General features: G+C 75.2%; 33 protein-coding genes. 18 read left to right on the top strand and 15 right to left on the bottom strand.

Annotated features, from left to right (window positions below):
- Window positions 1-115: 115 nt before the first annotated feature.
- Entirely contained in the window at window positions 116-829 is a 714-nt protein-coding gene (locus tag ACI79H_RS13825) for a metal-dependent hydrolase (protein ID WP_456554977.1), read from the top strand.
- A 9-nt stretch (window positions 830-838) separates the two neighbouring features.
- Here the strand turns inward: ACI79H_RS13825 and ACI79H_RS13820 are convergent, their stop codons facing one another.
- On the bottom strand, window positions 839-2,035 hold the full coding sequence (locus ACI79H_RS13820) for an NAD(P)-dependent malic enzyme (protein ID WP_456554976.1): 1,197 nt from the start codon (window positions 2,033-2,035) through the stop codon (window positions 839-841).
- A gap of 59 nt (window positions 2,036-2,094) precedes the next feature.
- Here ACI79H_RS13820 and ACI79H_RS13815 point away from each other — a divergent pair, with 59 nt between their 5' ends.
- On the top strand, window positions 2,095-2,691 hold the full coding sequence (locus ACI79H_RS13815) for a dTDP-4-dehydrorhamnose 3,5-epimerase family protein (RefSeq protein WP_456555176.1): 597 nt from the start codon (window positions 2,095-2,097) through the stop codon (window positions 2,689-2,691).
- A gap of 1 nt (window position 2,692) precedes the next feature.
- Here ACI79H_RS13815 and sodX read toward each other — a convergent pair whose 3' ends face one another.
- Window positions 2,693-3,070, bottom strand: coding sequence for a nickel-type superoxide dismutase maturation protease (sodX, locus tag ACI79H_RS13810; protein WP_456554975.1), 378 nt, complete (start codon window positions 3,068-3,070; stop codon window positions 2,693-2,695).
- A gap of 50 nt (window positions 3,071-3,120) precedes the next feature.
- Between sodX and sodN the strand changes: the two genes are divergently transcribed.
- The 6 genes from sodN to ACI79H_RS13780 all read left to right on the top strand — a co-directional run bounded on the left by sodN (window position 3,121) and on the right by ACI79H_RS13780 (window position 7,736).
- Window positions 3,121-3,522: a superoxide dismutase, Ni gene (gene sodN, locus ACI79H_RS13805; protein ID WP_456554974.1), complete on the top strand. Its 402-nt coding sequence runs from the start codon at window positions 3,121-3,123 to the stop codon at window positions 3,520-3,522.
- Window positions 3,523-3,662: 140 nt separating this feature from the next.
- The gene (locus ACI79H_RS13800; protein ID WP_456554973.1) at window positions 3,663-4,922 is read left to right on the top strand and encodes a PP2C family protein-serine/threonine phosphatase; all 1,260 of its coding nucleotides are present in this window, start codon (window positions 3,663-3,665) and stop codon (window positions 4,920-4,922) included.
- Window positions 4,923-4,953: 31 nt separating this feature from the next.
- A complete protein-coding gene (locus ACI79H_RS13795; RefSeq protein ID WP_456554972.1) occupies window positions 4,954-5,619 on the top strand; it encodes a phosphatidylserine decarboxylase in 666 nt (221 codons plus the stop codon).
- A gap of 8 nt (window positions 5,620-5,627) precedes the next feature.
- Complete coding sequence (pssA, locus tag ACI79H_RS13790) at window positions 5,628-6,425, top strand: CDP-diacylglycerol--serine O-phosphatidyltransferase (RefSeq protein ID WP_456554971.1); 798 nt, start codon at window positions 5,628-5,630, stop codon at window positions 6,423-6,425.
- A complete protein-coding gene (locus ACI79H_RS13785; protein ID WP_456554970.1) occupies window positions 6,422-6,907 on the top strand; it encodes an N-acetyltransferase family protein in 486 nt (161 codons plus the stop codon). The genes pssA and ACI79H_RS13785 overlap by 4 nt, the downstream gene beginning before the upstream one ends.
- Before the next feature lie 46 nt (window positions 6,908-6,953).
- Entirely contained in the window at window positions 6,954-7,736 is a 783-nt protein-coding gene (locus tag ACI79H_RS13780; protein ID WP_456554969.1) for an HAD-IIA family hydrolase, read from the top strand.
- Here the strand turns inward: ACI79H_RS13780 and ACI79H_RS13775 are convergent.
- Entirely contained in the window at window positions 7,733-8,203 is a 471-nt protein-coding gene (locus ACI79H_RS13775; RefSeq protein WP_456554968.1) for a hypothetical protein, read from the bottom strand. The genes ACI79H_RS13780 and ACI79H_RS13775 overlap by 4 nt on opposite strands.
- A gap of 60 nt (window positions 8,204-8,263) precedes the next feature.
- Here ACI79H_RS13775 and ACI79H_RS13770 point away from each other — a divergent pair, with 60 nt between their 5' ends.
- Both ACI79H_RS13770 and ACI79H_RS13765 read left to right on the top strand, forming a co-directional pair.
- Entirely contained in the window at window positions 8,264-9,286 is a 1,023-nt protein-coding gene (locus ACI79H_RS13770; protein WP_456554967.1) for a diacylglycerol/lipid kinase family protein, read from the top strand.
- Window positions 9,287-9,590: 304 nt separating this feature from the next.
- On the top strand, window positions 9,591-9,842 hold the full coding sequence (locus tag ACI79H_RS13765; protein WP_456554966.1) for a WhiB family transcriptional regulator: 252 nt from the start codon (window positions 9,591-9,593) through the stop codon (window positions 9,840-9,842).
- Between the two features lie 110 nt (window positions 9,843-9,952).
- Here ACI79H_RS13765 and ACI79H_RS13760 read toward each other — a convergent pair whose 3' ends face one another.
- Window positions 9,953-11,434 (bottom strand): sensor histidine kinase, encoded by a 1,482-nt coding sequence (locus ACI79H_RS13760; RefSeq protein WP_456554965.1) that lies wholly within the window; start codon window positions 11,432-11,434, stop codon window positions 9,953-9,955.
- A gap of 40 nt (window positions 11,435-11,474) precedes the next feature.
- Between ACI79H_RS13760 and ACI79H_RS13755 the strand changes: the two genes are divergently transcribed.
- Complete coding sequence (locus tag ACI79H_RS13755) at window positions 11,475-11,981, top strand: GNAT family N-acetyltransferase (RefSeq protein WP_456554964.1); 507 nt, start codon at window positions 11,475-11,477, stop codon at window positions 11,979-11,981.
- Window positions 11,982-11,985: 4 nt separating this feature from the next.
- On the opposite strand, the gene ACI79H_RS13750 is transcribed toward ACI79H_RS13755, so the two are convergent.
- Window positions 11,986-12,249, bottom strand: a complete 264-nt coding sequence (locus tag ACI79H_RS13750; protein ID WP_456554963.1) for a biotin/lipoyl-binding carrier protein — start codon at window positions 12,247-12,249, stop codon at window positions 11,986-11,988.
- Between the two features lie 27 nt (window positions 12,250-12,276).
- Entirely contained in the window at window positions 12,277-13,326 is a 1,050-nt protein-coding gene (locus ACI79H_RS13745) for a biotin carboxylase N-terminal domain-containing protein (RefSeq protein WP_456554962.1), read from the bottom strand.
- Window positions 13,327-13,494: 168 nt separating this feature from the next.
- Here ACI79H_RS13745 and ACI79H_RS13740 point away from each other — a divergent pair, with 168 nt between their 5' ends.
- Entirely contained in the window at window positions 13,495-13,569 is a 75-nt protein-coding gene (locus ACI79H_RS13740; RefSeq protein WP_099459150.1) for a 50S ribosomal protein bL37, read from the top strand.
- A gap of 63 nt (window positions 13,570-13,632) precedes the next feature.
- Here ACI79H_RS13740 and rsrA read toward each other — a convergent pair whose 3' ends face one another.
- Together rsrA and ACI79H_RS13730 are read right to left on the bottom strand one after the other, a co-directional pair.
- Entirely contained in the window at window positions 13,633-13,962 is a 330-nt protein-coding gene (rsrA, locus tag ACI79H_RS13735; protein ID WP_456554961.1) for a mycothiol system anti-sigma-R factor, read from the bottom strand.
- Window positions 13,962-14,654, bottom strand: coding sequence for a sigma-70 family RNA polymerase sigma factor (locus ACI79H_RS13730; RefSeq protein WP_456554960.1), 693 nt, complete (start codon window positions 14,652-14,654; stop codon window positions 13,962-13,964). Before ACI79H_RS13730 ends, rsrA begins: the two co-directional genes overlap by 1 nt.
- Before the next feature lie 203 nt (window positions 14,655-14,857).
- Between ACI79H_RS13730 and ybaK the strand changes: the two genes are divergently transcribed.
- Window positions 14,858-15,334: a Cys-tRNA(Pro) deacylase gene (gene ybaK / locus ACI79H_RS13725; RefSeq protein WP_456554959.1), complete on the top strand. Its 477-nt coding sequence runs from the start codon at window positions 14,858-14,860 to the stop codon at window positions 15,332-15,334.
- Window positions 15,335-15,343: 9 nt separating this feature from the next.
- Here ybaK and ACI79H_RS13720 read toward each other — a convergent pair whose 3' ends face one another.
- Entirely contained in the window at window positions 15,344-16,882 is a 1,539-nt protein-coding gene (locus ACI79H_RS13720; RefSeq protein ID WP_456554958.1) for a fused MFS/spermidine synthase, read from the bottom strand.
- 1 nt (window position 16,883) lies between these two features.
- Window positions 16,884-17,630, bottom strand: coding sequence for an SOS response-associated peptidase (locus ACI79H_RS13715; protein WP_456554957.1), 747 nt, complete (start codon window positions 17,628-17,630; stop codon window positions 16,884-16,886).
- Window positions 17,631-17,765: 135 nt separating this feature from the next.
- Between ACI79H_RS13715 and ACI79H_RS13710 the strand changes: the two genes are divergently transcribed.
- Genes ACI79H_RS13710 through rsgA form a run of 3 tightly spaced genes read left to right on the top strand, consistent with a single transcriptional unit; the run spans window position 17,766 to window position 21,559 of the window.
- The gene (locus ACI79H_RS13710; RefSeq protein WP_456554956.1) at window positions 17,766-19,217 is read left to right on the top strand and encodes an NAD-dependent succinate-semialdehyde dehydrogenase; all 1,452 of its coding nucleotides are present in this window, start codon (window positions 17,766-17,768) and stop codon (window positions 19,215-19,217) included.
- A gap of 42 nt (window positions 19,218-19,259) precedes the next feature.
- Window positions 19,260-20,543: a 3-phosphoshikimate 1-carboxyvinyltransferase gene (gene aroA / locus ACI79H_RS13705; protein WP_456554955.1), complete on the top strand. Its 1,284-nt coding sequence runs from the start codon at window positions 19,260-19,262 to the stop codon at window positions 20,541-20,543.
- Window positions 20,544-20,569: 26 nt separating this feature from the next.
- The gene (gene rsgA, locus ACI79H_RS13700; RefSeq protein ID WP_456554954.1) at window positions 20,570-21,559 is read left to right on the top strand and encodes a ribosome small subunit-dependent GTPase A; all 990 of its coding nucleotides are present in this window, start codon (window positions 20,570-20,572) and stop codon (window positions 21,557-21,559) included.
- 12 nt (window positions 21,560-21,571) lie between these two features.
- Here rsgA and ACI79H_RS13695 read toward each other — a convergent pair whose 3' ends face one another.
- A complete protein-coding gene (locus tag ACI79H_RS13695) occupies window positions 21,572-22,108 on the bottom strand; it encodes a DUF2087 domain-containing protein (protein WP_456554953.1) in 537 nt (178 codons plus the stop codon).
- A gap of 53 nt (window positions 22,109-22,161) precedes the next feature.
- On the opposite strand from ACI79H_RS13695, the gene ACI79H_RS13690 reads away from it, so the two are divergent.
- Window positions 22,162-22,344, top strand: coding sequence for a DUF2795 domain-containing protein (locus ACI79H_RS13690; protein ID WP_456554952.1), 183 nt, complete (start codon window positions 22,162-22,164; stop codon window positions 22,342-22,344).
- A 52-nt stretch (window positions 22,345-22,396) separates the two neighbouring features.
- Window positions 22,397-23,167 carry a histidinol-phosphatase gene (gene hisN / locus ACI79H_RS13685; protein ID WP_456554951.1) on the top strand — a complete coding sequence of 257 codons (771 nt, stop codon included), beginning with the start codon at window positions 22,397-22,399 and terminating at the stop codon, window positions 23,165-23,167.
- 18 nt (window positions 23,168-23,185) lie between these two features.
- Here hisN and ACI79H_RS13680 read toward each other — a convergent pair whose 3' ends face one another.
- The 4 genes from ACI79H_RS13680 to ACI79H_RS13665 all read right to left on the bottom strand — a co-directional run bounded on the left by ACI79H_RS13680 (window position 23,186) and on the right by ACI79H_RS13665 (window position 26,614).
- Window positions 23,186-23,371 (bottom strand): hypothetical protein, encoded by a 186-nt coding sequence (locus ACI79H_RS13680; protein WP_456554950.1) that lies wholly within the window; start codon window positions 23,369-23,371, stop codon window positions 23,186-23,188.
- A gap of 92 nt (window positions 23,372-23,463) precedes the next feature.
- Entirely contained in the window at window positions 23,464-24,816 is a 1,353-nt protein-coding gene (locus tag ACI79H_RS13675) for an FGGY family carbohydrate kinase (RefSeq protein ID WP_456554949.1), read from the bottom strand.
- Window positions 24,813-25,610 (bottom strand): alpha/beta fold hydrolase, encoded by a 798-nt coding sequence (locus tag ACI79H_RS13670; protein WP_456554948.1) that lies wholly within the window; start codon window positions 25,608-25,610, stop codon window positions 24,813-24,815. Before ACI79H_RS13670 ends, ACI79H_RS13675 begins: the two co-directional genes overlap by 4 nt.
- Window positions 25,607-26,614 (bottom strand): aldo/keto reductase, encoded by a 1,008-nt coding sequence (locus ACI79H_RS13665; RefSeq protein WP_456554947.1) that lies wholly within the window; start codon window positions 26,612-26,614, stop codon window positions 25,607-25,609. Before ACI79H_RS13665 ends, ACI79H_RS13670 begins: the two co-directional genes overlap by 4 nt.
- Window positions 26,615-26,680 lie beyond the last annotated feature (66 nt).

The following is a 26,680-nucleotide window of genomic DNA, read 5'->3' as shown; positions in this document are numbered from 1 at the left end:
CGATCTCGCACATCCAGCCCCGCTGGAGCGTGCGAGATCGCCGATCTCGTCTGCGGGGCGGCCCTCACCGGTGCGCCTCCCTCGGCAGCACGGACCCGCAGCGCACGCTGGGTGAATGCTCGGTCACTCGCACGCGCTCTCGGGGCTCGCCGCCGGTGCCGCAACCCTGCCGTGGGCCCCGGTCCACGGCACGGTCGCGCAGATGTCCTGGATCGCGGCGGCCGGCGGCTTCGCCATGCTGCCCGACCTCGACCACCGCGGGTCGACGGTCTCGGACATGTGGGGTCCGGTCACCGACGTCCCCTCCGGGATCGTCGGGAAGCTGACCGGCGGGCACCGCTGGGGCACGCACGACGCCGTGCTGGCGCCGCTCGCGCTCGGCGGGCTGGCGATCCTGGCGGCGGACACCTACTGGGCCAGCCTGCTGCTCATGGCCCTCGCCATCGGGCTGGCCCTGCACGCGCTGCACTTCGTCATCCCCGGCACCACCGAGACGACGATCGTCGGCAACATCGCGCTGTCCTGGGCCGGCGCCTGGTGGTTGCTGGAGCACAGCCCACAACCCACCTGGCTGCCCTGGGCGGTGGCGCTCGGCGTGCTCACCCACATCGCCGGCGACGCCCTCACGACCGCCGGCGTCCCGCTGCCGGTGCTCTGGCTGCTCCGGCGCACCCGGATCGCGTTCTCGCCGATGCGCACGGGCACCGTCTTCGAGAAGGCGGTCCTGGTGCCGCTGTTCCTCGTCGCCACCGTCGCGTTCATCTGGGTCAACACCGACATCCGCGACACGTTCGACCCGATCGTCGACCGCTTCGTCAGCGCCGGCTGACCGTCGTCGTCACACCGTGACGTGCTGCTGCCGGGCGCAGGCGGCGACGGCCTCGGCGACGGCGGTCGCCACCCGGCGGTCCAGCGGGCTGGGCACGATGTAGTCGGGGCGGAGGTCGTCCCCGACGACGTCGGCGATCGCGCCGGCGGCCGCGAGCTTCATCTCCTCGGTGATGCTGGTGGCGCCGGCGTCGATGGCACCGCGGAAGACGCCGGGGAAGGCCAGCACGTTGTTGATCTGGTTGGGCAGGTCGCTGCGCCCGGTGGCGACGACGGCGGCGTACCGCGCGGCCATCGCCGGATCGACCTCGGGGATCGGGTTGGCCAGCGAGAACACGATCGCTCCCTCGGCCATCGCCGCGACCGCCGCCTCCGGCACGCTGCCGCCGGAGAGCCCCAGGTAGACGTCGGCGCCGGCCATCGCATCCACCATCGTCCCGGCGTACCCGGAGGGGTTGGTGTTCTCCACCAGCCACTGCTTGCTCGCGGTCAGGTCACCGCGGCCGGCGTGCAGGACGCCGCGCGAGTCCGCGACCACCAGCTCGCCGACGCCGGCCTCGAGCAGGATCTTGGTGCAGGCCACCCCGGCGGCGCCGGCTCCGGAGACGACGACCCGCAGGTCGCCCAGGCCCCGGCCGGTGACCCGGGCGGCGTTGCGCAGCGCGGCCAGGACGACGATCGCCGTCCCGTGCTGGTCGTCGTGCATGACGGGGATGGACAGCCGCTCGCGCAGCCGGGCCTCGATCTCGAAGCACCGGGGCGCGCTGATGTCCTCGAGGTTGATCCCGCCGAAGGACGGCGCCATGGCCACGACGGTGTCGACGATCTGGTCGACGTCGGTCGTCGACAGCACGATCGGCACGGCGTCCAGCCCGGCGAAGTCGGCGAAGAGGCAGGCCTTGCCCTCCATCACCGGCAGCGCGGCCTTCGGCCCGATGTCCCCCAGGCCGAGCACCGCCGTGCCGTCGGAGACCACCGCGACCACGCGGGAGGCCCAGGTGAACCGGCGGGCGAGCTCCGGCTCGGCCGCGATGGCGCTGGAGACCCGGGCGACGCCGGGGGTGTAGGTCAGCGACAGGTCGGCGATGGACTCGATCCGGCCCGTCGGGACCACCGAGAGCTTGCCGCCCTCGTGCACCGCGAACGCCGGGTCGTCGGCGAACCGGTCGGGCTGCTCGTCGTTCCCCGCACGCCGATCCACGCTCATGGGTGCCAGAGCGTAACCGGGTCCCGGAGCGGTGCTGTCGCTACGGTGCCCCCGTGGAGATGCGTGAACTGGCCGTGCCCGACAGCTACGTCTTCGACCTCGTGCCGCACGGAGACACGCGGGGCCGTTTCACGGAGTGGTACCGGGCCGACCAGCTGTCCCACGCAGTGGGACACCCGCTGACCCTCGCGCAGGCCAACCACAGCGTCTCCGCGAAGGGCGTCCTCCGGGGCGTGCACTTCGCCCTGGTGCCGCCCGGTCAGGCCAAGTACGTCTACTGCCCGGCCGGCCGCGTGCTCGACGTCGTCATCGACGTGCGGGTCGGATCGCCGACCTTCGGCGTCCACGACGCCGTCGTCCTGGACAGCGAGCAGCCCCGCGCGGTCTACCTGGCCGAGGGCCTGGGCCACGCGTTCGTGTCCCTGGCCGACGGCACCTCGCTCACCTACCTGGTGTCCAGCGGATACGACCCCGCGCGCGAGTTCGGCATCCACCCGCTGGACCCGGCCGTGGACCTGCCCTGGCCGGCCGATCTCGAGTTCGAGCTGTCGGCCAAGGACCACGAGGCGCCGACGCTCGCGGAGGCCGAGGAGCAGGGCCTGCTGCCCACCTACGCGCAGAGCACCGCCCGCTACGCCGAGCTGCGCGGTCGCTGACTCACCCGCTCAGGACGTCCGGCGCCGGGGGCACCCGGCCCGGCCGCGGCCACAGCCGCGCCACCACCCGCCCGACGACGACGGCGGCGCCGTAGGTCCGGCTGTCGTCGCCGGCGAACGGGTTGTCACCCCGCACCCAGTGGCCGTCCTCGACTGCGGAGTGCACCCGCTTGACCACCAGCAGCTCCGGCCGCGATGGGAACCGCGCGAGGACGACGTCGCCCGGCCGGACGCGTGCCGGGTCGCGCACCGCCCGGACGAGCACCTGATCGCCGGAGCGCAGGGTCGGCGACATCGACGGTCCGCTCACCCGGACCCGCGTCCACACCGCGTCCAGGCCCCGAACCCCCAGGTCGTCCCCGCTGTCGCCCGTCGTCACCGGGAGTAGGGTCGCAGACGAACCGACCCACCGAACCGGAGGCTTGATCCATGCGCCTGTTCCGCATGCTCTCCGCCGTGGAGGCCACCGCGCACTGCGACCTCCCCTGCGGCGTCTACGACCCGGCCCAGGCCCGCATCGAGGCGGAGTCCGTCAAGGCCATCCAGGAGAAGTACCAGGCCAGCGACGACGAGGTCTTCAAGATGCGCTGCGTGCTCATCAAGGAGGCGCGCGCCGACCTGGTCAAGCACCACCTGTGGGTGCTGTGGACCGACTACTTCAAGCCGCCGCACTTCGAGAAGTACCCGGAGCTGCACGAGCTGATCAACAAGGCCACCAAGCAGGCCGGCGCCGCGGGCGGCAAGGGCAGCATGGACCCGGCCGAGGGCCAGAAGCTGCTCGACTACATCGCCGAGATCGACAAGATCTTCTGGGAGACGAAGGCCGCCTGACGGCCTCCGCCCCTCCGCCGCGTACGAGGTAAACTCGCAGGCGACGGGCCAGCTGCCGGGTCCACCCCCACCGGGGTGGCCCGGCAGTCGTCTGTCCCCGCCGCCCTGGCCGCAGTCGCGCACACGCCCGGGGTCTGACCGTGCGCGTCCCGGAGAACCCCGTGATCGACATCGGCGCACTGCTGCACAAGGTCGAGGACGCGGCCCCCGTCGACGCGGTGGAGGTCGTCGCGACCCAGCTGGCCACGATGGTCGGCGCCCGCTCGGTCGCCCTCCTCATCGCCGACTTCAGCGGCCGCGCCGTCGTCCGCCTCACGTCCGCCGAGCCGGTCCCCGGCGCCCGCAGCCACGGCGTGGAGCAGGCCGAGACGCTGCCCCTGGCCGGCACGCGGTACGAGCAGGTGCTGCGCACCCAGCGTCCCGACGTCGAGGCGGTCGAGGCCGGGGCGCGCGTGCTCGTCCCGGTCACCGACCGCGGTGACGCGATCGGCCTGCTGGAGCTGACCCTCCCTACCGTCCCCTCGTCCGAGGACCTCGCCGACATCCGCAGCGCGGCGCACGCGCTGGCCTACGTCGTCATCGCCGCCCGCCGGCACACCGACGTCTTCGAGTGGGGGCAGCGCACCACGCCCTTCTCGCTCGCCGCGGAGATCCAGCGCCGCCTGCTGCCGGCGTCCTACACGTGCGAGGCCGGGCAGTTCACCCTCGCCGGCTGGCTGGAGCCGGCCGGCTCGGTCGGTGGGGACACGTTCGACTACAGCCTGGACCGCGGCCGCCTGCAGGTCTCGATCACCGACGCGGTCGGGCACCAGGTCGATGCGGCGCTGCTCGCGACGCTCCTGGTGGGCAGCCTGCGCAACGCCCGCCGCCGCGGCCTGCACCTCGCCGAGCAGGCCGCGTACGCCAACGACGCGCTGGCCGAGAACTCCGAGCCCGGCCAGTTCGTCACCGGCCAGCTGCTGACCGTCGACCTCACCACCGGGCTCGCCCAGGTCGTCAACGCCGGCCACACCCTCCCGATCCGGCTGCGTGACGGGCGGGTCGAGGAGGTGCCGCTCCGGGTCGATCCGCCGTTCGGCGTCCTGCCCGGCAGGTCGTTCGAGGTGCAGCCCTTCCCGCTGGAGCCCGGCGACCGGGTCGTCTTCCTGACCGACGGCATGCTGGAGCGCAACGCCGCGACCCTCGACGTGGCCGCGGCGCTGGCCGGCAGCGCCGACCTGCACCCGCGCGAGGTGGTCCACGAGCTGGGCGCCGCCGTGCTGCGCGCCACCGGCGACGAGCTCGAGGACGACGCCACGATGGTCTGCCTCGACTGGTACGGCGGCCCGCAGCGCGAGCGCAGCACCGCGCACGGCGCGGACCAGGAGCGGGCCTCCGGCGCCGCCACGCGAGCGGACTGACCCCGCGCCCGGCCGGTACGGTTCAGGGACAATGCGCATCGACCGGGCCGGGTGGCCTTTCCTCACCGGACCCCTGGTCCCCGCAGCCGTCCTCGCCCTCGTGGGCCGCGTCTCCGGGCGGCGGGGACCGCGCCTGGCCGCCTGGCCGCTGCTGGGCCTGTCCGCCTACATGGCGCTGTTCTTCCGCGACCCCGACCGGCGCTGCGACCGCGTCCCGGCCCACCCGGACGAGGTGCTCTCCCCCGCCGACGGCGTCGTCATGGTCGCCGGGGAGCCGCAGGAGGGCGTGGCACCCGAGGGCGACTGGCAGCAGGTCAGCGTCTTCCTCTCCGTCGTGGACGTGCACGTGAACCGCTCCCCCTACCACGGCGAGGTCGTCGAGAGCTCCTACCGCCCGGGCAGCTTCCTGGCCGCCTACCGGCGGGAGTCGGCCCACCGCAACGAGCGCAGCGAGCTGTGGCTGCGCGACGGCGAGCGCACCGTCGTCTTCCGGCAGATCGTCGGGGTGCTGGCCCGCCGGATCGTCACCCGCACCGGCGTCGGGCAGCGGCTGGCCACCGGGGAGCGGATGGGCCTGATGAAGTTCGGCTCCCGGATGGACGTCTTCGTCCCGCGCGGGTGCGAGCTCACCGTGACGGAGGGGCAGCGCGTGCGCGGCGGCGAGACCGTCATCGCCCGCTGGCCCTCGACCCGCTGAGGGGCTCCGTGCCGACGCGACGCACGGCGACCGTCGAGTTCGTCCGGGGCTCGGTCCGCGGATCCCGCAGACGCGCCCTGGCGACGCTGCCCAGCCTGTTCACGCTCGCCAACATGGGCTGCGGCTTCGGCGCGATCCTGGTGTCCATCCGGGGGGACCACACACTGGCGGCAGTGCTCATCGGGCTCTCGGTCGTCTTCGACATCATCGACGGCGCGGTCGCCCGGCTGGTGGGTGCGGTGACCCCCTTCGGCCTGCAGTTCGACTCCCTCGCCGACCTGGTCTCCTTCGGGCTGGCGCCGGCCCTTGTCGCCTTCACGCTGTTCTCCGAGGGCCAGGACGGGTGGGATCCGCTGGGCTGGGTCGCCTGCTTCCTCTGGGTCGCGTGCGCGGCCATCCGGCTGGCGCGCTTCAACGTCACCATCGACCCGACCGCCGACAAGCGGTACTTCACCGGGCTGCCCAGCCCCGGGGCGGCCGCGGTCGTCCTGGCGTCGGTCCTCGCCTTCGGTGACCAGATGCAGGGCCGCGACCGGCTGTGGGTGCTGCTGGTCATCGCGGTGCCGGCCCTGCTCATGGTGAGCAACGTCCGCTTCCGGTCGTTCCGGTCGCTGGTCAGCCCGCGCAGCGGCAAGCCGTGGGGACCCATCGCCCTCGCCGTCGTGGTGGCGGTCGCCTTCGCCCTCGCCCCCGCCGTGACCGGCATCGTGCTGGCCTACGGCTACCTGCTCGCGCCGGTCCTGGTGCCGGTGCTCTCGCCGCTGGCACGCCTCGTGCCCGGATCCGTGAAGGAGGCCCTGTCGTGACGGTGCGCCCGATCCGGCCCGACGACGTCCCCGCCGTCGTCGGCCTGGTGCGCGAGCTGGCCGACTACGAGCGCGCGCTGCACGAGGTCCGCCTCACCGAGGAGCAGCTGACGGCCTGCCTGTTCGGCGACTCCCCCGCGCTGTTCGGCCACGTCGCGGAGGACGAGGACGGACGGGTCGTCGGCACGGCGCTGTGGTTCCTCAACTTCTCCACCTGGCGCGGCACCCACGGCATCTACCTCGAGGACCTCTTCGTGCAGCCCGGCCACCGCGGGCGTGGCCTGGGCCGGGAGCTGCTGCGGACCCTCGCCGCCCTCTGCGTGGAGCGCGGCTGGTCGCGGCTGGAGTGGTCGGTGCTCGACTGGAACACCCCGTCGATCGAGTTCTACCGGGCGGCCGGCGCCGTCCCGATGGACGACTGGACGGTGTTCCGGCTCACCGACGACGCGCTGACCGGCTTCGCTGCCGTCGACCGCAGGTAGCAGCGAGCGCACGCCGCGGACACCTGCGGGCGCTAGCGTCGGCACGGTGACGACCGAACGCCTCTCCCCCGAGTGCTGGCTGACCGACATGGACGGCGTCCTCGTCCACGAGGAGAAGGCGCTGCCCGGCGCGGCCGAGTTCCTCGAACGGCTGGTCGACCGGGGGCGGCGCTTCCTCGTCCTCACCAACAACTCCATCTTCACCCCGCGCGACCTCGCCGCCCGGCTCAGCCGCACCGGGCTGCACGTGCCGGAGGAGTCGATCTGGACCTCCGCGCTGGCCACCGCGGACTTCCTGCGCACCCAGCTGCCCGGTGGCTCGGCCTACGTCATCGGCGAGGCCGGGCTCACCACCGCGCTGCACGAGGTCGGGTACGTCATGACCGACACCGACCCCGACTACGTCGTCCTGGGCGAGACGCGGACCTACTCGTTCGAGGCGATCACCCGCGCCATCCGCCTGGTCGGCCGCGGCGCCCGGTTCATCGCCACCAACCCGGACGTGACCGGGCCGTCGCCCGAGGGCCCGCTGCCCGCCACCGGGTCGGTCGCGGCGATGATCACCCGCGCGACCGGGGCGGAGCCCTACTTCGTCGGCAAGCCCAACCCGATGATGTTCCGCAGCGCGATGAACCGGATCGAGGCCCACTCGGAGTCCACCGTCATGATCGGCGACCGGATGGACACCGACGTCGTCGCCGGCATCGAGGCCGGGCTGGACACGATCCTGGTGCTGTCGGGCTCGACCGCCGCTGCCGACGTCTCCCGGTTCCCGTTCCGCCCCGGGCGGATCCTCGAGTCGATCGCCGACGTCATCGACCTCGTCTAGCGGTCGAGGTAGGCCAGCCGCGCCTCGGGGGTCATGAGCAGGTAGAGGATCCCCGCCGCCAGCACGAGCAGCGGGACCCCGATCTCCGGCCGGGCCGCCTGGAACGCCGTCACGAAGCCCGAGGCGGCGACGAGCACCTGCACGGCGATGACCGGCCCGCGCGCCCAGCCGGCCAGGCGCCGCAGGCCGGCCGCCGCCGCCCCGAGCAGCGCCGCGGCGAGCCCGAGGAGGACGACCTCGGCCAGCGCCCGGGCCACGCTCTCGGCGTCGCCGGTGAGGGTCAGCCACAGCCAGACGACCGCGAGGACGACCAGACCCGCGGCCTCGACGGCGACCAGCCCGGCGGCCTGGCGCACCGAGCGCGGCGCGAGCACCTGCGGGCGCCGGGGCTGCGGCGCCGGGGCGGGGGTGACCGCGCCGAAGAGCCGGTCGGCCAGCCGGCGCGGCTGCGGCGTCCGTTCCGTCACGACGGCGAGGTTACGCGGCGCTCCCGCGACCGGCCCCGGCCCGCGGCTAGCCTGGCGGGCATGCGCGCGCTCGTGGTGGTCAACCCGGCGGCGACCACCACCACCGCCAAGATGCGCGACGTCCTCGTCGGCGCCCTGGCCAGCGAGCTGAAGGTCGACGTCGCCGAGACCGCGCACCGCGGGCACGGCCGGGAGCTCGGCGCCCGCGCGGCGGCCGACGGGCTGGAGCTCGTGGTCACCCTCGGCGGCGACGGCACGGTGAACGAGGTCGTCAACGGCCTGCTCGAGCACGGCCCCCGGCCCGACCTGCCGACGCTGGCCGTGGTGCCCGGCGGCTCGACCAACGTGTTCAGCCGCGCGCTGGGCCGGTCCCGCGACCCGGTCGAGGCCACCGCCGAGATCCTCGCCTCGCTCCGGGCCGGCCGGACGCGCACGGTCTCCCTCGGCACGGCCAGCGCCAGCGGCACCAGCACGGCGCCGCTGACCGGCGGCGACCCCGAGGCCGCGGCCCGCGCGGCCGAGGTGGACGCGGCGACGCACCGGGGGTGGACGCCGCCCCGCTGGTTCGTCTTCGCGGCCGGTCTCGGCTTCGACGCCGAGGTCATCGCCCGGGTGGAGGCCCAGCGCGCCCGCGGCCGGCGCTCCACCGGCGCGCTCTACGTGCGGGAGGCGACCAGCGCCTTCCTGCTGGGTCGCGAGCGCCGGCGCCCGGCGATGACGCTGCAGGTGCCCGGCGAGGCCGACGTCGAGCGGCTCTTCCTGTGCCTGGTCTCCAACGTGAGCCCGTGGACCTACCTGGGCGCCCGGCCGGTCAACCCCTCCCCCGAGGCCTCCTTCGACGCGGGGCTCGACGCCTTCGCCCTGGGCCGAACGCACCCCGTGGGGATGCTGCGCGCGCTGCGGCAGGCGCTGGCCGCCCGGCCGCGGCCCCGGGGGCGCGGCGTGCACCGGCGGCACGACCTCGCGGAGCTCACCCTGACCGCGGACCGGCCCCAGGGCTGGCAGGTCGACGGGGACCACCTGGGCACCGCGACGGGGTTGCGGCTGACCTCGGTCCCGGACGCCCTGCGCGTCGTCTCCTGAGCCTGCATTCCCAGGTTCCGACGGCCGGCGCAAGGCGGCTCGCCCGCCCGAGTGGCGGGCCTATCACGGGCGTGGTGAGCTTGCTCACGCGGGGGTCGGCGCTGGCCTCGTTTCGCTTGACAGGCGCCGGTCGCGTGAAAGCATCGCTGCAAGAACGCAACCTGCCGGTAACAAGAGCAGGCAGTCGCAACCGTCACGGCGCCGAGGATCCGGCGCCACCTCGGACGCGTCGGCCCGGCCGCAGGCCGGACCCGTTCCAGCGACTGACGAAGCAACCGTAGACGACATCGAGGAGAACACCGCCATGGACTGGCGCCACCGCGCGCTCTGCCGGGACGAGGACCCGGAGCTGTTCTTCCCGATCGGGACGGCCGGCCCCGCGATCGTCCAGATCGAGCAGGCCAAGGCCGTGTGCCAGCGTTGCCCGGTGGTCACGTCCTGCCTGGACTGGGCGCTCAGCTCGGGCCAGGACTCCGGCGTGTGGGGCGGCCTCTCGGAGGACGAGCGGCGCGCGCTCAAGCGGCGCCAGGCCCGCACCCGGGTCCGCACCGCCTGATCGCAGCCCCCACCTGGAGACAGGGCACCACCGGCCGCGCAGCGGCCGCACCGACCGCCTCGAGGCCGGTCCGGGACCCCCGGGCCGGCCTCGGCGCGTTCCCGGCGTGCTCAGCGGCGCGGGAGCCCCGCGCCGGGCAGGGTCAGCACGACCTCGGTGCCCCGCTCCCCCGGCGGCGGCCCGGCCGACAGGCTGCCGCCGAGCTCGCTGACCACGAGGGTCCGCACGATCTGCAGCCCGAGGCCCTCGCTGGTCGCCGGGTCGAACCCGGCCGGCAGACCGCGGCCGTCGTCGCGCACGCGCACCACCAGGTCGTCGTCGGTCCGCTCCGCCACGAGCTCGATCGCCCCGGGCTCCCCCTCGGGGAAGGCGTGCTCCGCCGCGTTGTGCAGCAGCTCGGTGACCGCGAGGACCAGCGGGGTCGCCGTGGCCGCCGGCAGCTCGCCGAACGAGCCGGTGCGCCGGGTGCGGGCCGCCGGGCCGACGGAGGTCAGGTCGCCCAGCATCGGCAGGACCTGGTCGAGCACCTGGTCGACGTCGACGACGTCCTCCCGGCTCCCGGCCAGCGTCTCGTGCACCACGGCGATGGAGGCGACCCGGCGCACCGACTCCTCCAGCGCCGCGCGCGCGGCCGGCTCGGTCATCCGGCGGGCCTGCAGCCGGAGCAGCGCGGCGACGGTCTGCAGGTTGTTCTTCACCCGGTGGTGGATCTCGCGGATCGTCGCGTCCTTGCTCAGCAGCGCGCGGTCGCGGCGCCGGACGTCGGTCACGTCGCGGACCAGCACCAGGGCCCCGGCCTCGGCACCCGGCGGCCGCAGCGGCAGGGCGCGCACGAGCATCGTCGCCCCGGCGGCCTCGACGTCCATCGGGTCGGGGAACCGGCCGGCGACCGCCGCGGCGATCCCGGCGGCCACCTCCTCGCCCGCCACCCGCTCGCGGGCCGCCGCCCGGGTGACCTGGGCCAGGTCGCGCCCGACGACGTCGCCGGGGACGCCGATCCGGCGGTAGGCCGACAGCGCGTTGGGGCTGGCGTAGACGGCCCGGCCACGGCCGTCGAGCCGCACCAGCCCGTCGCCCACCCGCGGGCTCATCTCCGCGTCCTGCAGCTTCTCCGGTGGGAAGGTGCCGGCCGAGACCATCAACCGGAGGTCGGAGGCGATGTCGAGGTAGGTGATCTCCAGGGTCGACGGTGCCCGGGTGGCGGCGAGGTTGGTGTCCCGGGCCAGCACGGCGACGACCACGCCGTCGTGACGGACCGGGACCACCTCCCGGCGGCGGGGTGCGGGCCCGGAGCGGTCGGGATCGGGCTCGGTCAGCGGCCGGCCCTCCAGGTCGGCGGCGAGGAAGGGCGCCGCGTCCTCCCCCGAGACGCGCACGCCGACCAGATCCTCCGGCTGGCTGGTGGGGGCGGTGAGCGGACGCACCTGGGCGACGCACTCCCACGCGCCGCCGTCCCGCGGCACCCACAGCGTGAGGTCGGCGAAGGAGAGGTCGGCGAGGAGCTGCCAGTCGGCCACCAGGCGGCGGCAGTGGTCGATCTGCGCGGGATCGAGGGCCGACCCCCGGGTGAGGCGCTCGGAGAGGCTGGTCATGGTGGGGCGACTGTATGGCCCCCTCACTACCCTCGTCGGCGTGGTCCACGTCCCCGCCCCGCCCGCCGTCCGCATCGACCGGGCCTCCGCCGCGGACCACGCCCGCATCGCCGACCTGACCGTCTCGGTCTACGTCGGCGGCGGGCTGGCCGGCCCCGACTACGGGGTGGAGCTGGCCGACGTCGCCCGGCGGTCGCAGCTGGCCGAGCTGCTCGTGGCCCGGGACGAGCAGGACCGGATCGTCGGCAGTGTCGCGCTCGTCCTGGAGGGCGACTTCGGCGAGGTCACCGAGTCCGACGACGAGGCCGCCTTCCGCATGCTCGTGGTGGACCCCGCGGCCCAGGGCCGGGGCGTCGGCGAGCTCCTGGTGACCGAGTGCCTCGCGCGGGCGCGCGCAGCCGGCAAGCGGCGCATGGTGCTGTCCACGAGCACGGTGATGCTCGCTGCGCACCGGCTCTACGAGCGGCTCGGGTTCACCCGGCTGCCCGAGCGCGACTGGAGTCCCGTACCCGGCGTCGACCTGATCGTCTACGCGCTGGAGCTCTGAGCCGTCAGCCCGTGCTGACGGTGGCGATGAGGTCGCCCTCCTGGAGCACCTCGCCCTCCACGACGTGCAGCGCCTCGACCGTGCCGGCCAGCTCGGTGAGGACGGGGATCTCCATCTTCATCGACTCGAGGATGACCAGCGTGTCGCCGGCCGCGACCTCGGACCCGGGCGCGACCAGCACCTTCCAGACGCTGGAGACCATCTCGGCGTGGATCTCCTCGACCGCCACCGGACCCCCTTCCGCGCCCACCGCGACGTCGGCGGGCACGGGATCATCCTGGCACGGCGCTCCCCCTCAGGCGCCCGGCGCGTCGTCCCCCGCGGTGAGGCGCCCCAGCACCGCGCACACGTCCGGCCCGTCGTGCGGCACGCCGGTCTCGGGCAGCGCCGACAGGGCCGCGCTCACCGCCCGGGCCGCGGTCGCGGTGTCGTCGGCGGAGGCGCTGACCGTGGCCAGCAGCGCGTCGTACCAGCCGTCCAGCCGGTCCCCCGGCTCGTAGCCGCCCACGGCCACCAGCTCCACGCCGGCCTCCAGCCGGCGCCCGGCCCGCCCCGTCCCCGGCAGCCGACCGGTCACCCGGCCGGCCTCGCCCGGCGGGAGCGTGGAGCGCAGCTGCACCGCCACCGCCGGCCGCCAGGCGGCCGAGTCGGGCTCGCCGGCCTCGGCCCGGGACGGCGCCGCGCTGCGCAGCGCCAGCTCGACGGCGTCCACGCCGTGCGCCCGCTCGAGGACGGCGACGTCCAGGGAGAACCCGGCGGCCACCTCGGCCAGCTCGCCGTCGGGCGCGATGCCGACGGTCACCAGGCCACGCCAGCCGACGTCGGCGAGGCGGCCGGCCGCGGCCGGCACCTGCGCGCGCCCCTCCGGGGTCCAGGAGACCCGTGCGATGCCGGCAGCCCGGTCGCGGACCACGGGCGTCGGGAAGCGCAGCCCCTCGGCCGTCACCCAGGCCAGCAGCCCGCGCTCGCTGGCCGGTTCCACGCCGTCGCCCCCGAGCCGCTCCAGCACGTCGGGCTCCGGGCCCACCCACAGCAGGCCGGCGTCGCCGACGGCGGCCGCCAGGCGGGCGTTGCCGGCCAGGGCCGGCGGGACCGGCAGCACGGCGGAGACCCCGCTGCGCCGCGCGGCCTCGACGATGCGGTCGACGGCGAGGTAGGACTCCGCGGCGGGGGCCGGGCCGAGCAGCACCGCCTCGTCGGCCATCCGCACGTGCCGGGCCGAGCGCTCGGTCTCGGAGTGCACCGCGACGGTCTTCACGCCGAGGCGTGCGCACGCGGCGATGACGCCGCAGGCTGCGGGACCGCGCCCGGCCACGAGCACGCTCTCGATCCCCGGCTGTGCCACGACTCCTCCTGCATCCCCCGCCCGGCGCGTCCCCGCCGCCGCCCCGTGAGAGGCTGGAGATGTCAGCTTGGCGGGTCGGGCGTCGCCGCGCACGTTACGTGCGCCGCGGTTCCGGTCCGCGAACCACCCGGGTCCCCGCGGCCCACCGGCATGGGAAGGAGGGCAGCGATGTCCAAGCGTGGACGCAAGCGTCGCTCTCGCAAGGGGAGCAAGGCCAACCACGGCAAGCGCCCCAACGCCTGAAGCACGCACGAAGGCCCCGTTCCCACCGCGGTGGGAACGGGGCCTTCGTCGTCGTCGTCGGGTTCAGTCCGTGGAGCGCTCGACGGTGATCCGCTCGACGCTCACCTGCGTGCCGTCCTCCTCGAAGGCGACGCTGGTCAGCTGCACCTTGATCCGCTCGCGCAGCGAGGGCGGGGGGACGTCGCCGCCGCACCGGCGCCGCACGAGGGCCTTGAACTCCTGCTCGATGCCGAACTCGCGCAGGCAGGAGGAGCAGTCCTCGAGGTGCTCGGCGATGACTCCGCGACGGGCGTCGCTGGTCTCGTGGTCGAGGAACTCGAACACGTGCGTCAGCACGTCGTCGCACGAGTTGATCTCGAGCGGCTCGCCGCCCTGGGCAACGTCGTCGGCCATCAGGAGCTCGCCTCCTCACCGGCTCCGGCGCGGACGAAGCCGCGCTCACGGGCGTAGTCGGCCAGCAGCTTCTGCAGCCCGCGTCGACCGCGGTGCAGCCGGGACATCACCGTGCCGATGGGCGTGCCCATGATCTCGGCGATCTCCTTGTACGCGAAGCCCTCGACGTCGGCCAGGTAGACGGCCAGCCGGAAGTCCTCCGGCAGCTGCTGCAGGGCCTCCTTGATGTCGGAGTCCGGCAGGTGGTCCAGCGCCTCGATCTCGGCCGAACGCAGACCGCTGGAGCTGTGCTCCTCGGCGGCGTAGAGCTGCCAGTCCTGGATCTCGTCGGTGGGGTACTGCTGCGGCTGCCGCTGCTTCTTGCGGTAGCTGTTGATGTAGGTGTTGGTCAGGATCCGGTACAGCCACGCCTTGAGGTTGGTGCCCTCGGCGAACTGGTGGAAGGCCGAGTAGGCCTTGACGAACGTCTCCTGGACCAGGTCCTCGGCGTCGGCCGGGTTGCGGGTCATCCGCAGCGCCGCCGGGTAGAGCTGGTCGAGGTAGGGCAGGGCGTCGCGCTCGAAGCGGGCGTCCCGTTCCGCGCGGGTCTCGGCGACCTCCGTGCGGCTGCCGCCCTCGCGCGCCTCGGGCACCTCCACCGGGGCGGCGCCGGGCGTCTGACCGGAGTTGTCGATCGCGGGCTCCTCGGGCACCGACCGTCCTCTCTGGGCGCCCCTCAGCCGGGGCACCACGTCGAACGATCCTAGCCGCGCGGCATCCGGGCGGCCTGGCGGCCGTCGGCGCGCGACCCGCGGACGGGCGTTGGAGACGGTGCTGCTCACGGCCGGTGCAACGGGGGCACCCGCGCACCGATTCCCGCGCGCACGGGAAAGGCGCGCCGCCCTAGGCTGCGGCCGTGGCGTCGACCCCGGCCGTGCGGGCACTGGAGAAGGCAGCGGTGCCGCACACCCTGCACCCCTACGACGCAGCTCACGCGGACGGCGCCGGCTACGGCGAGGCCGCCGTGGCGGCGCTCGGCGCCGACCCGCGGCAGGTCTTCAAGACGCTGGTCACCCGCGTCGACGGGGCGCTCACGGTGGCCGTCGTCCCGGTCAGCAGCACCCTCGACCTCAAGGCCCTCGCCACCGCGGCCGGGGGCCGCAGGGCGGTCATGGCCGACCCCGCGGACGCCGAGCGGGCGACCGGCTACGTGCGCGGCGGCATCAGCCCGCTGGGTCAGCGGACCCGGCTGGCCACCGTCGTCGACACCTCCGCTCTGGGGTTCGGCACCGTCCTCGTCAGCGCCGGCCGGCGCGGGCTCCAGGTCGAGCTGCCGCCGGCCGAGCTGGTGCGGCTGACCGCCGCCCGGACGGCCGCCGTCGCCCGCGGCTGACCGGCGCGGTCAGGGCCGCTCGTAGGGGGTCAGCAGCTGGTCGACCGGGGCGTGGTCGTCGGTGAGCACCTCGGCGTCCCCGACGAAGGCGTCCAGGTCGGTGCCGCCGGCGACCCGCCAGGCGAGGTCGTGGTCGGCCATCGCCGCGCCGATCGCCTCGGCGTCCAGCGGCGACTGCGAGGCCACGGCGACGACGTTGCCGCCGTCCTGCCCGGCGAGCACGGGCGACCGGGCCAGCAGCACCACGTGCGCGAACACCTCGCGCAGGGTCGCGAGCTCGGCCCGCACGAAGTCCAGCGGCGGGTGGTCGATGAGGTTGACCGCGTAGACGCCGTCCTCGGCCAGCGCCCGGTCGACCAGCCGGACCGCCTCGCGGGTGGTCAGCTGCCAGGGCACCGAGAGTCCGCCGAAGGCGTCGCCCACGACCAGGTCCCGCTCCCCCGCCGGCTCCTCGGCGAGCCCGACCCGGCCGTCGGCGACCCGCACCCGCAGGTCGGCCGACGTCTCCAGCCCGAGCTGCTCCCGGTCGAGGGCGACCACGCCGGGGTCGACCTCGAGCACCAGGCCGCGGGTACCCGGCCGCACCTCGGCGAGGTACCGCGGCAGCGTCAGCCCGCCGCCGCCGACGTGCAGCGCCGAGACCGGGTCGTCGCCCGGGAACGAGGCGTCGGCGACCGAGGCGATCGCCCGCACGTACTCGAACTCCAGGTGCGTCGGGTCCTCGAGGTCGACGTAGGAGTGCCGCAGCGTGTCCAGCATCAGCACCCGGCCGGAGTCCCGCTCGGGGTCGGCCACCACCCGGGCGCAGTGGTAGGCCGTCTCCTCCTCGCACGGGGTGGGCGCGACGGCGGCGAGCAGCGCCCCCGCCACCGCGAGCACGACCAGCGCACCGGGCACCCGACCCCGCACGCCGGGCCCCCGGTGCAGGAGCAGCCCCAGGGCCACGCCGACCGCCACCGTGAGGACGCCGGTGCCGACCAGGATCACGCTGCTCGGCAGCACCGCGATGAGCAGGAATCCGGTGACGAACGTGGCGGCGATGGCGCCGAGCGTGCCGATCCCGGACAGCCGGCCGACCACCGCACCCGTCTCGTCCAGGTTCGACAGCTGCAGCTTCACCACCATCGGCGGCACCGCCGACAGCAGGGCGGCGGGCACGACGACGGCGACCGCGGCCAGCAGGAGCACCGCACCGGCGTCCGCGCCGCCGACCACCGACCCGGTGAAGCGCACCAGCGGGAGGACGGCGATGACGAGGGCGCCGCCGCCCACCATCAGCGGCGCGATGAGCCGGCGGGGGTCCGACCGGTCGGCCACCGCGCCACCGGTCCAGGCGCCGAGCGCGATCGCGGCGAGGGCGAAGCCGATGACGGCGGTGCTGGTCTGCAGCGTGACGCCGACGTAGGGCGCGATGAGCCGCAGGCCGACGATCTCCAGGACAAGCACCGCACCGGAGCTCAGGAAGGTGACGACGGCGGCGACCCAGCCGGCCAGCGGGCGTGCCGCGGGCGTCGCCGGCGGCGCGGACTCCTCCGCGGGTGCGGCCACCTCAGAAGAGCGCCGGCTGGTCGGCCGGCTCCGCGACGGCCTCGGCGCGCTCGGTGAGCTGGCGGCCGTTGTTCGCCACGTTGTTCACCGCGGTGCTCACCGGCCGCAGTTCCAGGGCCTCGACCACGTCCGCCGGCGTGGGCTCGACCAGCTCCTCGACGTCCTCCCGGGCCGGGTCCAGCCAGGCCGCCCAGCGGTCGCGGGGCAGGACCAGCGGCATCCGGTCGTGGATCTCGTGCAGCGCACCGACGGCCGGGGAGGTGACGACGGTGCAGGTGTAGAGCCGGTCCTCCCCGCGGCCCCAGACCTCCCAGAGCCCGGCGAGCGCGAGCACCGAGCCGTCCTGCGGGGTGATGAAGTACGGCTGCTTGGCCGGGCTGTCCAGCCGCTTGGCCCACTCGTACCAGCCGTCGGCCGGGACCAGGCAGCGCCGGGTGCGCGCCGCCGTCCGGAAGGCCGGCTTCTCGGTCAGCGACTCCACGCGGGCGTTGATCATCCGGTTGCCGACCGAGACGTCCTTGGCCCAGGAGGGCACCAGCCCCCAGCGCACCACGCGCAGCTCGCGGTGCCCGGCACCGGTCAGCGCGCCCTCGGCGTCGCGCTCCTTCTTCCAGCGCACGACGTGCACGTCCTTGGTCGGCGCCACGTTGTAGTCGGCCGCCACCGGCGGCTGCCCGCCGGCCGGTACGGCCTCGAACTCCAGGGCGAGGTCCTCCGGCTTGCGGCTGGCGGCGTAGCGACCGCACATGGGTGCCTCCTCGCACGGGTTCGGCTGACCGTCCGCACTCTAGGTGCGCCTCCTGACAGGCCGCGCCCGTGACAAGTGGGAAGCCTTTGGGGTAAGGCTCTGTCGGAACAGCCGACGAGAGACGAGGATCACCGCGTGACCGCGACGCAGAACGCCCCCACCACCGCCAGCGACAGCGCCGAACGGCGCTACGCGACCGTCAACCCCTTCACCGGCGAGACGGAGAAGGAGTACCCGTTCACCGAGACCTCGGAGATCGACGGCATCGTCGGCCGGGCCCACTCCGCCTACCTGGAGTGGCGCGATCGCCCGGTCGAGGAGCGCGCGGCCGTCGTCCAGAAGGCCGCCGAGCTGCTCGACGAGCGGATCATGGACTACGCCGCCCTCATCACCAAGGAGATGGGCAAGCGCCGCGACGAGGCCGTCGGCGAGCTCTTCCTCTGCTCGATGATCCTGAAGTACTACGCCGGCAACGGCCCGAAGTTCCTCGAGCCGACGTCCATCGAGCCGATGATGGGCGGTGGCGAGGCGGTCATCGAGACCCGTCCGGTCGGGGCCCTGCTCGGCGTCGAGCCGTGGAACTTCCCCTTCTACCAGGTGGTCCGCGTGGCCGGCCCGAACCTGGTGCTGGGCAACACGGTGATCATCAAGCACTCGGAGATCACCCCGCAGTGCGCGGAGGCCATCGAGCAGCTGTTCACCGACGCGGGCGCCCCGGCGGGGGTCTACACGAACGTCTTCCTGCGCATCTCCGACGTCGAGCAGGTCATCGCCGACCCGCGCATCCAGGGCGTCACGCTGACCGGCAGCGAGCGGGCCGGCTCCTCGGTCGCGGCCCTCGCGGGCAAGCACCTCAAGAAGTCGGTGCTGGAGCTCGGCGGCAGCGACCCGTTCATCGTGCTGGACGGCGAGAACCTGGAGGCCACCGTCAAGGCGGCCACCGCCGGCCGCATGGGCAACACCGGCCAGGCCTGCACGGCGTCCAAGCGGCTGATCGTGACCGAGGACGTCTTCGAGCCCTTCGTCGAGGGCCTCAAGCAGGCGTTCAGCACCTTCGCCCCCGGCGACCCCTCCGACCCGACGACGTCGCTCGCGCCGCTGTCGAGCGAGCGGGCGGCGCAGGACCTGCACGCGCAGATCCAGGACGCCATCGACAAGGGCGCCACCGTGGTCTCCGGTGGCTCGCGTCCCGAGCACGCCGGCGCGTTCGTGGAGGCCACGATCCTCACCGACGTGACCCCGGAGATGCGGGCCTACCGCGAGGAGCTGTTCGGCCCGGCGGCCGTGGTCTACAAGGTCAAGGACGCCGCCGAGGCGGTCGCCCTGGCCAACGACAGCGACTTCGGCCTCGGTGCCACGGTCATGGGCAGCGACCTCGACCACGCGCGGTCGGTGGCCGAGCAGCTCGAGGTCGGCATGGTCTGGATCAACCAGCCCACCGGCTCCTCCCCCGAGCTGCCCTTCGGTGGCATCAAGCGCTCCGGCTACGGCCGCGAGCTCTCCGAGCTGGCCATGTTCGAGTTCGCCAACCGGCGGCTCGTGCGCACCGTCCCGGCCAAGAAGGCGGACAAGCCGCAGGCGGGCTGAGCAGGTGCGGGGTCGTGCGGCGCGGACGGGCAGACTGGTCACGTGAGTGACGTCTGGTCCGCGCCGCACCACCCTGCCCCCGTCGACGCCGTCGCCCCGCTGCCGGCGTCGAAGTCGCTGACCGCCCGGGCGCTGGTGCTGGGGGCCCTGGCCGAGGGGCCGAGCCGCCTCGTGCACCCGCTCCGGGCGCGCGACACCGACCTCATGGCCGCCGCCCTGCGGGGGCTCGGGGTCGGGATCGAGCCCTCCGGCGACACCGACTGGCTGGTCACCCCCGGGCGCCTGCACGGCCCGGTCACCGTGGACGCCGGCCTGGCCGGGACCGTGCTGCGCTTCCTGCCGCCGGTCGCAGCACTCGCCGACGGCCCGGTCACGGTCGACGGCGACGCCCGGCTGCGCGACCGGCCCAACGCCGGGCTGATCGACGCGCTGCGCGCCCTCGGCGTGCAGGTCGACGACGGCGGCCGGGGGCGGGCGCCGTTCACCGTGCACGGCACCGGCCGGGTGCGGGGCGGCGCCGTCGAGGTGGACGCGAGCGAGTCCTCCCAGATCGTGTCGGGGCTGCTGCTGGCCGCGGCCCGCTTCGACGAGGGCGTCGACCTGGCGCTGGCCGGCGGCGTCCCCTCCCTGCCGCACGTCGAGATGACCGTGAGCACGCTGCGCGAGCACGGCGTGGACGTCGTCGCGACCGAGCGCGGCTGGCGGGTGGCGCCGGGTCCGATCGCTGCGCTGGACCGGGTCCTGGAGCCCGACCTCTCCAACGCCGCCCCGTTCCTGGCCGCCGCGCTGGTGACCGGCGGCCGGGTGACCGTCCCCGACTGGCCGGCGGCGACCACCCAGCCCGGCGCGCAGCTGGACCGGCTGCTGGCTGTCATGGGCGCGGAGGTGGAACGGACGCCCGAGGGGTTCCAGGTGCGCGGCACCGGGTCGATCCGGCCACTGGTTGCCGACCTGGGCGAGGTGAGCGAGCTCGTGCCCGTGCTCGCCGCGGTCGCCGCACTGGCCGACGGACCCTCCCGCTTCACCGGCGTCGCGCACATGCGGGGCCACGAGACCGACCGCCTGCAGGCCCTCGACGAGGTGCTCACCGCCGTCGGGGCGCGGGTCCGCCAGCTGCCCGACGGGCTGGAGATCGAGCCCGGTCCGCGCCGGCCCGCCCGGCTGGACTCCTACGCCGACCACCGCATGGTCATGGCCGCGGCGGTCCTGGGGCTGGCCATCGAGGGCGTGCAGGTGGCCGACCCCGGCGCGGTGACCAAGACGCTGCCCGACTTCCGCGAGCGCTGGGCGCGCCTGCTCGGCGACCCCGTGGGAGCCCCCCGCTGAGCCCCAGCCAGCGCGACGCCCGGCGGATGGACGAGGACGACGTCCGCGTCCGGCCGAGCCGGCGGGGGTCCCGGCCGCGCACCCGGACCCGGCCGACGCACGACGACGCCGTGGCCGGTCTGGTCGTGGCGGTCGACCGAGGCCGCATGACGGTGCGCGTCGAGAGCCCCGACGGGCCGGTCGACGTCACGGCCATGCGGGCCCGCGAGCTGGGCCGCCACGGGGTCGTCGTCGGCGACCGGGTCCGGCTGGTCGGCGACACCAGCGGCCGCACCGACAGCCTGGCGCGGATCGTCTCCATCCAGGAGCGGACGGCGTCGCTGCGCCGCACCGCCGACGACACCGACCCCACCGAGCGCGTCGTCGTCGCCAACGCCGACCTGCTGGTCATCGTCACCGCGGTCACCGATCCCGAGCCGGCCCTGGGCTTCCTCGACCGGTGCCTGGTGGCCGCGTACGCCGGTGGCCTCGAGCCGCTGCTCTGCCTCACCAAGACCGACCTCGCAACGGCCCAGCCGCTGCTCGACCGGTACGCCGGGCTGCGGCTGGACGCGGTGCCGATGTCGCGCGAGCAGCCGCTGGACGAGCTGCTGGAACGCATCCGCGACCGGATGAGCGTCTTCGTCGGCCAGTCCGGGGTGGGCAAGTCGACGCTGGTGAACCGGCTGGTGCCCGACGCGCTGCGGGCGACCGGCGACGTCAGCAAGATCGGCAAGGGCCGGCACACGTCGTCGTCGGCGGTGCTGTTCGACCTGCCCGGCGGCGGCGCGGTCATCGACACCCCGGGCATCCGCTCCTTCGGGCTGGCGCACGTGACCGCGGGCGACGTCCTCTCCGCCTTCGACGAGATGTCCGAGGTCGCCGCCGACTGCCCGCCGCTGTGCGGGCACACCGCCGAGGACCCCGACTGCGCGCTGGACCCGTGGGCGGCCGCCGGGCCCCCGGCGCGGCAGGAGCAGCTGGCGGCGCTGCGGGTGCTGCTCGCCGCCGTCGGCCAGGTCGGCCCCGGCTACTGACCGGCGCGGCGCTCAGACCTCGACGTAGCCGCCGCTGCGCCAGTAGACGCCCGCCTCGCGGCTCAGGAAGCCCTCGTCGACCAGGTAGCGGCGCAGCGCCGCGACGTCGGGGTGCCAGACGGCGAGCAGCACGTTGACCTCGCGCTCGGGGTAGCGGACCCCCGGTTCGAAGACCCGCACCAGGTGGTCGAGCACCACCAGCCGCTTGCTGCGCTGCGAGGGGATCGAGGTCAGCCGCCCGTCGCGCACGAACGCGGACAGCACCGCGTCCTGCGCGGGGTCGTCCGACAGCGGCTCGGGCGGGGGTGCGGCCGCGGCGGCCGCCCGGGCGGCGGCACCGAACAGCTCGGTGCGCAGGGCGAGGTCGCGCCCGTCGCGGTGCACCAGGCCGGCGCGGGCGAGCCGCCGGGCCGCGAGGGCCACGTCCTTGAGCGGCAGGCCGGCCGCCTCGGCGACCTCCTCGAGGGTGCCGGCGCCCAGGGCCAGCGCGGCCACGACCCTGAGCCGCGCCGGATCGGCCAGCAGCCCGGCGATGGTCGCGGCGTCCACGATCCGACGGTAGAGCAGGCATCGGTCGCCCCGTGCCGGGTACCGACCCCGGCATGGTGAGCCCGATCGACATCCAGAAGGCCCTGTCGGGGATCGACTACCCGGCGAGCAAGGACGACATCGTGCGCCACGCCGAGCAGCACGGCGGCGAGGGCGAGGTGCTGGAGGCCCTGCGGAAGATCGAGGACCGCGAGTACGAGGGACCCAGCGGGGTCAGTTCAGCCGTCTTCGACTGACCTGCGGCTAGGTTGGGTGCCCATGACGTCGGGTCGGGGATTCTCTGAGGACATGCGGCTGGCACACGTGCTGGCCGACCAGGCCGACTCGATCAGCATGGAGCGCTTCAAGGCGCAGGACCTGCAGGTGGAGACCAAGCCCGACCTGACCCCGGTGACCGATGCCGACCGGGCCGTCGAGGAGCAGCTGCGGATCACGCTGAGCCGCGCGCGCACCCGCGACGCGGTCATGGGCGAGGAGTTCGGCACGACCGGCCACGGCTCGCGGAAGTGGGTCCTGGACCCGATCGACGGCACGAAGAACTTCGTCCGCGGCGTCCCGGTGTGGGCGACCCTCGTCGCGCTCATGGACGGCGACGAGGCGGTGGTGGGCCTGGTCTCGGCGCCGGCGCTGAACCGGCGCTGGTGGGCGGCCAAGGGCGTCGGCGCGTGGACCGGGCGGCGGCTGGAGAACGCCGCCCGCTGCACCGTCTCGGGCGTGCGCGACCTGGGCGACGCCAGCCTGTCCTACTCGAGCCTGTCCGGGTGGGAGGAGCGCAAGGCCCTCGACGGCTTCCTCGACCTCACCCGGGCGGCGTGGCGCACCCGCGCCTACGGCGACTTCTGGAGCTACATGCTCGTGGCCGAGGGCGCGGTCGACATCGCCTGCGAGCCCGAGGTGTCGCTGTGGGACCTCGCCGCCGTCGACGTCATCGTGCGCGAGGCCGGCGGCCGGTTCACCGACCTGACCGGCGCTCCGGGGCCGGCGGGCGGCAGCGCGCTGGCCACCAACGGCGCCCTGCACGACGCCGCCCTGCGGCACCTGCGCCCCGCGACCGCCTGAGCCGCGGGGCCCGCCGGCTCAGTGACCGGCGCCGGTCCCCGTGCCGCCCCTGCCGCCCTGCAACCGGCGGCGCGCCTCGTCGATCTTCGCCCTGGTCCTCGGGTCCTTCGCCAGCTGCTGGGCCCTCTCCGTCGCCTGCGCGATGGCCTTCTTGCCCTGCGGGCTGTTCGCCAGCTGGACGACCTTGCTGAACAGCGATGCCATGACTCCCCGTCCCCTCGATCCGTGCGCGCGGGACCGCGGACCGCCCCCGTGCTGCCGGTCCAACGGTGGCAGCCGCACGACCGTTCCGCCCGTCAGACCCCGGGCCGCGGCTCCACCACGGGGCCGGGCCGGCGCTCGGGTTCGACCGGCGCCCCGACTCCCCGGCCGGCCAGCACGGCGGCACCGATCGCGGACGCGCTGCGCATCGGGAGGTGCCGCACCGGGCGCCCCAGGGCGTCGGCCAGGGCCTGCTGCACGACCGCGGACCGCGCCCCGCCGCCGGTGACGACGACCGGACGGCCGTCGTCGGGCACCGCCAGCGACCGCGCCGCCGCGCCGATCGCGGCGGCCACCCCCTCGACCGCCGCCCGGGCGAGGTCCGCGCGCGTCGTGACCGCGGACAGCCCGCTCCAGCCGCCACGGTCGCCCGGACCGGCGACGCCGCCGCGCTCGCCGGTGAGGAACGGGCGGAACACCACTCCCCCGGCGCCCGGCGCCGCGCCCTCCGCCGCGGCGAAGAACTCCGCCCAGCTCATGCCGAGCACGTCACGCACCCACGCCCACGCCGAGCCGCCGTTCTGCAGCGCCGCCATCGCGTACCAGCCGTCGAGGGCGTCGGCGAGGCCGGCCGTCGCCCGCTCCGCGACCGGCTGCGGGGTCCAGCCCGGGCGCAGCACCTGGGCGCCGGTGCCCAGGTTGACCTGCAGGCCCGAGGTGGCGCCGGCGGCCAGCAGCGCCAGCGGGGTGTCCGCCGCCCCGACGACCACCGGGACCGCGGCCCCCGCCACCGGCGTCGTCCCGACGACCTCGGCGCCCGGCCGCACGGCCGGCAGGAGTGCCGCCGGCACGCCCGCGGCCGCGACGGCGGACGGGGACCAGCCCTCCCCCGCGACGTCCCACAGCAGGGTGCCCGAGGCGTCGCTGCGGTCGGTCACGGCCACCTCGGCGTCCGGGACCAGCGAGGCCCGGAGCGCGTCCTTGGGCAGCAGCACCGCGACCGCCCGCTCCAACGCCCCCGGCTCGTGCGCGGCCAGCCAGGCCAGCACCGGCCCGGTCATCCCGGGCGCCGGCGGCGGGAGCGCGGCGCGGTCGGCCTCGGCCAGACGGGTCCACCGCTGCGCCTCGGCCGTCGCCCGCGCGTCGGGCCACAGCACCGCCGGGCGCACCGGGCGTCCGGCGGCGTCCACCAGCACCGTGCCGTGCATCTGCCCGGACAGGCCGAGCGCCCGCACCGCCCGGCCGCCCAGGTCGGCGACGACGTCGGCGAGCGCGGCGTCGACGGCGGACCGCCAGACCGCGACCTCGATCTCGGCCCGGCCGGGCCCGGGCCGGTCGTAGCCGTACTCCCGCTCGGCCTCCGCGACCACGGCCCCGGCGGCGTCCAGGGCGACCAGCTTCAGGCCGCTGGTGCCGAGGTCGGCGCCGAGGAGGACGTCGCCCGTCACGCTCCCCCGTCGTCGCCCAGGAAGGCCACCAGCGCCTCCGAGAAGGCCGGCGCGCGCACCGCGCCCAGGTGGTCGCCGGGCACCACCACGAGCCGGGCTCCCGGGAGCGCGTCGGCGAGCAGCTGCGGGCGGGCGGCGAGCGCGTCGGCATCGCCGGCGACCACGAGCGTGGGGGCCGCGACGTCGCCCAGCGGCAGCGGGTCGGCGCGCACGACCCGGGCGTGCGCGGCCAGCGCCAGCCGGTCGGCACCGGTGCTGTCGGCGAAGGTGCGGAAGGCGGCGGCCATCGGGTCGGTGACCGACGCCGGGTCGTCGGTCTCGAGCGCCGCCACGAGGCTGGCGCGGCCGACGGCACGCGAGTCCACGCCGCCGAGCTCGACCACCCCCGCCCCGATGCCGCCGACCACCAGCCGGCGCACCCGGGCGTCGGTGCCGGCCAGCACCAGCGACACGATGGCGCCCATCGAGTAGCCGGCGAGGTCGAACCGGTCCAGCTCCAGTGCGTCGGCCACCTCCGCGAGGTCGCCGGCCATCGCCCGCTCGCCGTACCGCGCGGGGTCGTGCGGCTTGTCCGAGGCGCCGTGCCCGCGGGCGTCGACCGCGACCACCTCCCGGCCGTCGGCCAGCAGCGCGGCCACGACGCCGCTCTCCTGCCAGTTGCGCATGCTGTCCGCCGCGAACCCGTGCTGCAGCAGCACCGGCGGCCGGTCCCCCGGCCCGCCCCAGCGGTGCACCGCCACCTCGACCCCGTCCCGCCCGCGGACCCGGCTGGTGACCGGCGCCGCGGTGGTCACGCGGAGCGCTCCGGGCTGTCGCCGTAGGCGTAGCCGCTGTCGGGGTACCGGGTGCCCTCCGCGGCGCCGAGCGGCGCGATCTCGTCGAGGCGGGCGAGGTCCGCAGGCGTCAGCTCCACCGCGGCGGCGGCGACGTTCTCCTCCAGGTAGCTGCGCCGCTTGGTGCCGGGGATCGGGACGACGTCCTCGCCCTGGGCCATCACCCAGGCCAGGGCCAGCTGCCCCGGCGTGGCGCCCTTCTCCGCGGCCAGCTCCCGCACCGCGTCGACGAGCCGCAGGTTGGCCTGGAACGCCTCGCCCTGGAACCGGGGCTGGTTCTTGCGGAAGTCGTCGTCGCCGAAGTCGTCGGGGCTGGTGATGGCGCCGGTCAGGAAACCCCGGCCGAGCGGGCTGAAGGGGACGATGCCGATGCCGTGCTCGCGCGCGACGCCCAGCACCTCCTGCTCGAGGTCGCGGGTCCACAGGGACCACTCGCTCTGCAGCGCCGCGATCGGGTGCACCGCGACCGCGCGGCGGATCGAGGCGGCGCTGGCCTCGGAGAGCCCGAGGTGGCGGACCTTGCCCTCCTGCACCAGCTCGGCCATGGCGCCCACGGTGTCCTCGATCGGGACCTTCGCGTCGACCCGGTGCTGGTAGTAGAGGTCGATGACGTCGACGCCCAGCCGGCGCAGGCTGTCCTCGGCGCGGGCGCGCACGTTCTCCGGCCGGCCGTCGATGCGCATCCGGCCGCGCTCGTCGCGCGAGATGGAGAACTTGGTCGCCAGCTGCACCTCGTCGCGGCGGGCGGCGATCGCCTCCCCGACGAGCTCCTCGTTGTGGCCGTCGCCGTAGACGTCGGAGGTGTCGAGGAAGGTGACCCCGAGGTCGAGCGCGCGGTGGATCGTCGCCAGGGACTCGGAGCGGTCGGCCGCCCCGTAGCTCTGGCTCATGCCCATGCAGCCGAGGCCGAGGGAGGAGACGGTCAGACCGCCGAGCGTGCGGGTGCCGGGTGCGGGAAGCGTCATGACCGCATCCTCGTCCCGGGTGCCCTGCGCAGTCACCCCTGGTGGGATGGTGAGGACGGGTCCTGG

The organism is Blastococcus sp. SYSU D01042 (genome assembly GCF_054050515.1).
This window is presented reverse-complemented; position numbering and strand designations above follow the sequence as displayed.

Coding starts and splice junctions, on each gene's coding strand:
- ACI79H_RS13795 (WP_456554972.1), top strand. CDS start 4,954: ATGCGCATCGACCGGGCCGGGTGGCCTTTCCTCACCGGACCCCTGGTC.
- ACI79H_RS13820 (WP_456554976.1), bottom strand. CDS start 2,035: ATGAGCGTGGATCGGCGTGCGGGGAACGACGAGCAGCCCGACCGGTTC.
- ACI79H_RS13815 (WP_456555176.1), top strand. CDS start 2,095: ATGCGTGAACTGGCCGTGCCCGACAGCTACGTCTTCGACCTCGTGCCG.
- rsgA (WP_456554954.1), top strand. CDS start 20,570: ATGGACGAGGACGACGTCCGCGTCCGGCCGAGCCGGCGGGGGTCCCGG.
- ACI79H_RS13690 (WP_456554952.1), top strand. CDS start 22,162: ATGGTGAGCCCGATCGACATCCAGAAGGCCCTGTCGGGGATCGACTAC.
- ACI79H_RS13665 (WP_456554947.1), bottom strand. CDS start 26,614: ATGACGCTTCCCGCACCCGGCACCCGCACGCTCGGCGGTCTGACCGTC.
- rsrA (WP_456554961.1), bottom strand. CDS start 13,962: ATGGCCGACGACGTTGCCCAGGGCGGCGAGCCGCTCGAGATCAACTCG.
- ACI79H_RS13715 (WP_456554957.1), bottom strand. CDS start 17,630: ATGTGCGGTCGCTACGCCGCCAGCCGCAAGCCGGAGGACCTCGCCCTG.
- ACI79H_RS13765 (WP_456554966.1), top strand. CDS start 9,591: ATGGACTGGCGCCACCGCGCGCTCTGCCGGGACGAGGACCCGGAGCTG.
- sodN (WP_456554974.1), top strand. CDS start 3,121: ATGCGCCTGTTCCGCATGCTCTCCGCCGTGGAGGCCACCGCGCACTGC.
- ACI79H_RS13770 (WP_456554967.1), top strand. CDS start 8,264: ATGCGCGCGCTCGTGGTGGTCAACCCGGCGGCGACCACCACCACCGCC.
- hisN (WP_456554951.1), top strand. CDS start 22,397: ATGCGGCTGGCACACGTGCTGGCCGACCAGGCCGACTCGATCAGCATG.
- ACI79H_RS13825 (WP_456554977.1), top strand. CDS start 116: ATGCTCGGTCACTCGCACGCGCTCTCGGGGCTCGCCGCCGGTGCCGCA.
- ACI79H_RS13760 (WP_456554965.1), bottom strand. CDS start 11,434: ATGACCAGCCTCTCCGAGCGCCTCACCCGGGGGTCGGCCCTCGATCCC.
- ACI79H_RS13680 (WP_456554950.1), bottom strand. CDS start 23,371: ATGGCATCGCTGTTCAGCAAGGTCGTCCAGCTGGCGAACAGCCCGCAG.